Raw genomic sequence first — 5,587 nt, 5'->3', positions numbered from 1 at the left:
AGTTCCCATTTGTTGTAGGCGATGAGCGCCGGGCGGCCGGCCTCGACCACCGCCTCGACGACCCGCAGGTCCTGGCGCATGAGCCCGGCCGTGGCCTCGGCCACCACCGTCACCACCTCGGCGCGCTCGATGGCGCGGGCCGACCGCAGCGTGGCGAAGAACTCGGCGTCGTCGGCGAAGTGCGCCTGCTGGCGCAGGCCGGCCGTGTCCACCAGCACGAACTCCTCGCCGTCGCGCGTGAAGCGCGAGTCGACGCTGTCCACCGTGGTGCCGGGCTCGGAGTGCACCACCATGCGCTCCTCGCCGAGCAGGGCGTTTACCAGCGACGACTTGCCGACGTTGGGGCGGCCGACGATGGCCACCCGCAACCCCGGCGGCTCGGGCGGGCCGCTCTCCGGCGGCAGGAGCGGCAGCAGGCGGTCGAGCAGGTCGCCGACCCCGAAGCCCTGGGCGGCGGAGACCGCGGCCGGTTCGCCGAGGCCGAGGCGGTGGAATTCGGCGATCCGCGGGTCGTCGTGGCCGGGGCGGTCCATCTTGTTGACCACGAGCAGCGCGGCCTTGTCGCGGCGGCGGACGTAGCGCGCCAGGTGGTCGTCGAGGTCGGTGGGCCCGGTGGCGGCGTCGACCACGAGCAGCACGACGCTGGCCTGCTGGATGGCCAGCTCGGCCTGGCGGCGCACCGCCGCGTCGATCCCCTCGCGGGCCGCCGGCAGGTAGCCGCCGGTGTCCACCAGGAAGAAGTCGCGCCCGCCCCACTCGGCCACCCGGATGTGGCGGTCGCGGGTCACGCCGGGGCGGTCGTCGACCACCGCCAACCGCTCGCCGACGACGCGGTTGAAGAGCGACGACTTGCCCACGTTGGGGCGGCCCACGATGGCGACCAGCGGCAGGGGCATGGGATCTCGGGATTCGCGGCGCGTGGCGGAATGGGTGGAGCGGGCAACGGGATTTGAACCCGCGACCTTCAGCTTGGGAAGCTGACACTCTACCACTGAGTTATTCCCGCTTGAATGGAGAGATCTATTTACCTCAATCCCCCATTCGTTGTCAATGATTTTGTTGCCTTACTCTCTCAGGAGACGGCTCTGCGGGCTTCTCCTGTGCCCTTGGTGGCACTAGGGCATCACGATCTTGGAGAGCATTTTCTCTGCTACAGCGCGGCCGCTGACGTTGTAAGTACCGCTCGCCAACTGTGCCCTCACTTCCTCGACACGGCTTGCCCTTATGTCGTCCTTCTGCCGTGATTCGGTAGCTGACGGTATATATCTGGAGAGATCGACAGTGTCAGTCGCGCGTTGCTGCCTGGCAGCAGATCCGCCATGAGCTTCATTCGCATCTGACTGCTTCTCGGCCCTCGCACTTGAGACAAAGGCAACCGCTGCCTGCTGGTTCATGTCATCAATCTTCATTTCTTCACGCCCCCGGAAATCACGTATATCTTGCACTTCGACACTCCTTTAAATAACTTTAGCCTTTTTTCACGCTGATTATATTTTTCTTATGCCAGTACGGATAACTTCAGTAGTGATGGGAAATCTTCCACGACACAGTCGGCACCGGACACTTCACTGCGGTCGCCATAACCGTAACTGCACCCGACGGTGGTCACTCCCGCGCCCTGCCCGGCGGCGATGTCGTTGATGCTGTCACCGATCATGACGGCTTCACCGGCTGCGACCCCATACCTTTCGATGAGGACCAGAATCGGCTCGGGAGAGGGCTTGCGGAAGGGAAGGGAGTCGGCACCCATGACCATGGGGAAAAAGTTGTCTATGCAGAGCCGGGAGAGCACCTCGCGGCAGAGGGCCACGTTCTTGTTGGACAGGACACAGAGGGAAAGCCCTTTCCCCTGCAGCGCCTCCAGGGTTTCCACCACGCCGGGGTATACCGTGGTCTTGTCGGCGATGTGCGCAAGGTTGTAGTCGAGGAAGATCCTCAGCCCCTCGTCGACATCTTCCGCCGAAAATCCCGGCAGCGCCCGCTCGACCAGGGAGCGCGCCCCCTGCCCTACCAGCTTCCGTACATCCTCGGGCGCCAGCACCGAGAGATTGAACCTCTCGCGCACCTTGTTGGCGGCGTCGGTGAGGTCGGGCAGGGAGTCGATCAGGGTTCCATCAAGGTCGAAGATGAGGAGTTTTATCATGTCGGAACCTTAGAGCCTTGAAATCCAAAGTATGCGGAAAATAAAAGAATTTCATGGGGCCAGAATGCAAAAATCGCGGCAGCCGAAGCTACCGCGATTCTATTTTGCAAGATGCGATCCAGCTCGAAAATCGAGGCTGGTTTATTCCCATTCGATGGTTGCGGGAGGCTTCTGGCTGATGTCGTAGACCACCCTGTTGACCCCTTTGACCTCGTTGATGATGCGGGAGGAAATGCTGCCCAGGAGCTCGTACGGCAGCTTCACCCAGTCGGCGGTCATGCCGTCCAGGGAGTTCACCGCACGCAGTGCACAGGTGAACTCGTAGGTCCTGGCATCGCCCATGACCCCCACGGTCTTCACCGGGAGGAGTACGGCAAATGACTGCCATATCTCGCGATATAACCCAGCCTTACGAATCTCTTCGATGACTATTGCATCGGCCTCACGAAGGATATCTAGTTTTTCGGCGCTCAGTTCGCCGATGCAACGGATGGCCAGGCCCGGCCCCGGGAAGGGCTGACGATAGACCATCTCGTCCGGCATGCCGAGTTCCTTGCCGAGGAGCCTGACCTCGTCCTTGAAGAGCTCGCGGACCGGCTCCAGCAGCTTCAGGTTCATCTTCTCGGGGAGGCCGCCGACGTTGTGGTGACTCTTGATCACGGCGGAGGGTCCTTTGGTCGAGACGGACTCGATCACGTCCGGGTAAAGGGTCCCCTGGGCAAGGTAATCGACCTGCCCAAGCTTCTTGGCCTCTTCCTCGAAGAGGTAGATGAACTCGTTGCCGATTATTTTCCGCTTCGCCTCGGGATCGGAGACCCCTTCGAGCTTGTCGAGGAAGCGGTCGGTGGCCTCGACGTAGTCCAGGTTGATCTTGAAGTGCTTGGTGAAGAGATTCACCACCTTCTCGGCCTCACCTTTCCTGAGGAGGCCGTTGTTCACGAAGACGCACTGCAGCTGGTCGCCGATAGCCTTGTGGATAAGGACGGCCACAACGGCGGAATCGACCCCGCCGGAGAGGGCGCAGAGGACCTTGCCGGTGCCGACCTTCTCACGGATTGACGCCATCTCGGTTTCGATGAAGTTGGCCATGGTCCAGGTAGGCTCGGAGCCGCAGATGTTGAAGAGGAAGTTGCCGATCATCTCATCGCCGCGCGGGGTGTGGACCACCTCGGGGTGGAACTGCACGCCGTAGAAGCGGCGCTTCTCGTCCTTCATGGCGGCGACGGGGCACCCTTCGGTGTGTGCCATGAGCTTGAATCCGGCCGGCATGGCCTCGATCCGGTCGCCGTGGGACATCCAGACTTCGGCGGAGCCGTTGAAGCCGGTGAAGATCTCGCTCTCGCCGTCGAGGACCAGGGAGGCACGCCCGAACTCGCGCTTGTCGCAGCGCTCCACGCGGCCGCCGAGCTGCTGGGTCATGAGCTGCATTCCGTAGCAGATGCCGAGGATCGGAATGCCGAGGTCGTAGATGCCGAGGTCGGAGAGGGGGGCATCCTTGTCGTAGACGCTCGAGGGGCCGCCGGAGAGGATGATCCCCTTGGGGGCGAACTCCTTGATCTTGTTGAGAGCCATGTTGTAGGGATGGATCTCGCAATAAACGCTCTGCTCCCTCACCCGCCTGGCTATCAGCTGAGTCACCTGGGAGCCGAAGTCGAGGATCAGCACCTTCTCGGAATGGATATCGATGGTCATATTGGTCCTTACAAAAAAGATTAAAACCATTCGCCACGGAGAAAATCGGAGGAAATTCGGAGAAATCAAAAACCAGAGAAAGGTTTGAACCAAGCTTGAAAGCTTTTGCCTTTTCTCCGATTTGCTCCGTGTCTCCGCGGCTAACGGTTTGGTTTCAAGAGGTTATTTCTCGACCCGGTAGTTCGGGGCCTCTTTGGTGATCATAACGTCGTGGACGTGGGATTCCTTGAGACCTGCCCCGGTGATGCGGACGAAGCGGCCATTGCTCTGAAGATCGGCGATGGTCCGGCTGCCGGTGTACCCCATACCGGCGCGCAGGCCGCCCATCAGCTGGTGGACGTTGGCGGAAAGCGGTCCGCGCAGCGGGACCATGCCCTCGATCCCCTCCGGGACCAGCTTGATATCGCTGTCCACGTCGCTTTGGAAGTAGCGGTCCTTGCTCCCCTCCTTCATGGCGCCGATGGAGCCCATGCCGCGGTAGCCTTTGTAGGCACGGCCCTGGTAGAGGATGGTGTCGCCGGGGGATTCCTCGGTTCCCGCGAAGAGGGAGCCGATCATGATCACGTCGGCGCCTGCTGCCACCGCCTTGGTGATGTCGCCTGAGTACTTGATGCCGCCGTCGGCTATCATCGGGACGCCGTATTTCTTGGCGATCCTGGAGCACTCGGCGATGGCGGTGATCTGCGGCACACCGATACCTGCGACCACGCGGGTGGTGCAGATGGAGCCAGGTCCGATGCCGACCTTGATGGCGTTGACGCCGGCCTTGATGAGGGCCTCGGCGGCATCGGCGGTTGCGATGTTGCCGGCGACCAGGTCGAGGCCGGGGAAGCTCCCCTTGATCCTGGCTATCGCCTCCAGCACCCCCTGGGAGTGACCGTGGGCGGTGTCTATGACTACGACGTCGACCCCCGCCTTGACCAGGGCGTCGATACGGGCCTCGGCGTCAGGGGTGGGGCCGACGGCGGCGCCGGCACGCAGGCGGCCGAGGGAGTCCTTGCAGGCGTTCGGGTACTTCTTGATCTTCTCGATATCCTTTATGGTGATCAGCCCCTTCAGGTTCTTGTCGTTGTCGACCACCAGCAGCTTCTCGACCCGGGTGTGCTTCAGGTGCTCCTTGGCCTGTTCCAGGGTAGTCCCGACCGGCACCGTCACCAGGTTTCTCTTGGTCATGCGGTCGGAGATGGGAAGATCGAGGTTGGTTTCGAAGCGGAGGTCCCTGTTGGTCAGGATGCCGACCAGCTTGCCGTTAGCCTTGGTGATCGGCACGCCGGAGATCCGGTACTTGGCCATGATTTCCAGGGCCTCGCGGATACGCTGGTTGGGCCGCATGGTGATCGGGTCCACGATCATGCCGGACTCGCTCTTCTTGACCTTGTCGACCTCCATGGCCTGCTCGGCAACCGTGAAGTTCTTATGAATGAAGCCGAGTCCCCCTTCACGAGCCATGCTGATTGCTGCCCGCGACTCCGTTACCGTGTCCATGGCCGCACTGACAAGCGGGATGTTCAGTTGCACGTTGCTGGTAAGTTTGGTGGACAAGTCTACATCGCGGGGGAGGATCAGGGAGTGGGCAGGGAGGAGCAGGACATCGTCAAACGTAAGGCCTTCAGGGATGCTGCTGTCTAACATAAGGGAGACTCCTTTTGTTGTTGCCTAGCAGGATATTAACCGAAAAACTTATTATATGGGGCCCCCCAAGTCAACTAAAATAAGGCTAATACAAGTGAGTTATACGGCCTCGGGAGCGGA

The 5,587-nt window shown here is 61.4% G+C and carries 5 protein-coding genes and 1 tRNA gene; all 6 read right to left on the bottom strand.

Annotation, left to right across the window (positions count from 1 at the left end; translation table 11 throughout):
- Nucleotides 1-896: ribosome biogenesis GTPase Der (der, locus tag AC11W3_RS18180; protein ID WP_484093498.1), on the bottom strand; the 896-nt coding region annotated here is incomplete at its 3' end.
- Nucleotides 897-931: 35 nt separating this feature from the next.
- Nucleotides 932-1,006, bottom strand: a tRNA-Gly gene (locus AC11W3_RS18175).
- Between the two features lie 109 nt (nucleotides 1,007-1,115).
- On the bottom strand, nucleotides 1,116-1,409 hold the full coding sequence (flgM, locus tag AC11W3_RS18170; protein ID WP_484088567.1) for a flagellar biosynthesis anti-sigma factor FlgM: 294 nt from the start codon (nucleotides 1,407-1,409) through the stop codon (nucleotides 1,116-1,118).
- Between the two features lie 89 nt (nucleotides 1,410-1,498).
- On the bottom strand, nucleotides 1,499-2,143 hold the full coding sequence (locus tag AC11W3_RS18165) for an HAD family hydrolase (RefSeq protein ID WP_484093497.1): 645 nt from the start codon (nucleotides 2,141-2,143) through the stop codon (nucleotides 1,499-1,501).
- A 141-nt stretch (nucleotides 2,144-2,284) separates the two neighbouring features.
- Nucleotides 2,285-3,835, bottom strand: a complete 1,551-nt coding sequence (gene guaA / locus AC11W3_RS18160; protein WP_484088569.1) for a glutamine-hydrolyzing GMP synthase — start codon at nucleotides 3,833-3,835, stop codon at nucleotides 2,285-2,287.
- Nucleotides 3,836-3,997: 162 nt separating this feature from the next.
- On the bottom strand, nucleotides 3,998-5,467 hold the full coding sequence (gene guaB / locus AC11W3_RS18155) for an IMP dehydrogenase (RefSeq protein WP_484093496.1): 1,470 nt from the start codon (nucleotides 5,465-5,467) through the stop codon (nucleotides 3,998-4,000).
- Between the last annotated feature and the right edge of the window lie 120 nt (nucleotides 5,468-5,587).

It is taken from the genome of Geomonas sp. (genome assembly GCF_056994735.1).
The sequence above is the reverse complement of the archived record's forward strand: the minus strand, read 5'-3'. Positions and strand labels throughout refer to the sequence as shown.

Coding starts and splice junctions, on each gene's coding strand:
- flgM (WP_484088567.1), bottom strand. CDS start 1,409: ATGAAGATTGATGACATGAACCAGCAGGCAGCGGTTGCCTTTGTCTCA.
- AC11W3_RS18165 (WP_484093497.1), bottom strand. CDS start 2,143: ATGATAAAACTCCTCATCTTCGACCTTGATGGAACCCTGATCGACTCC.
- guaA (WP_484088569.1), bottom strand. CDS start 3,835: ATGACCATCGATATCCATTCCGAGAAGGTGCTGATCCTCGACTTCGGC.
- guaB (WP_484093496.1), bottom strand. CDS start 5,467: ATGTTAGACAGCAGCATCCCTGAAGGCCTTACGTTTGACGATGTCCTG.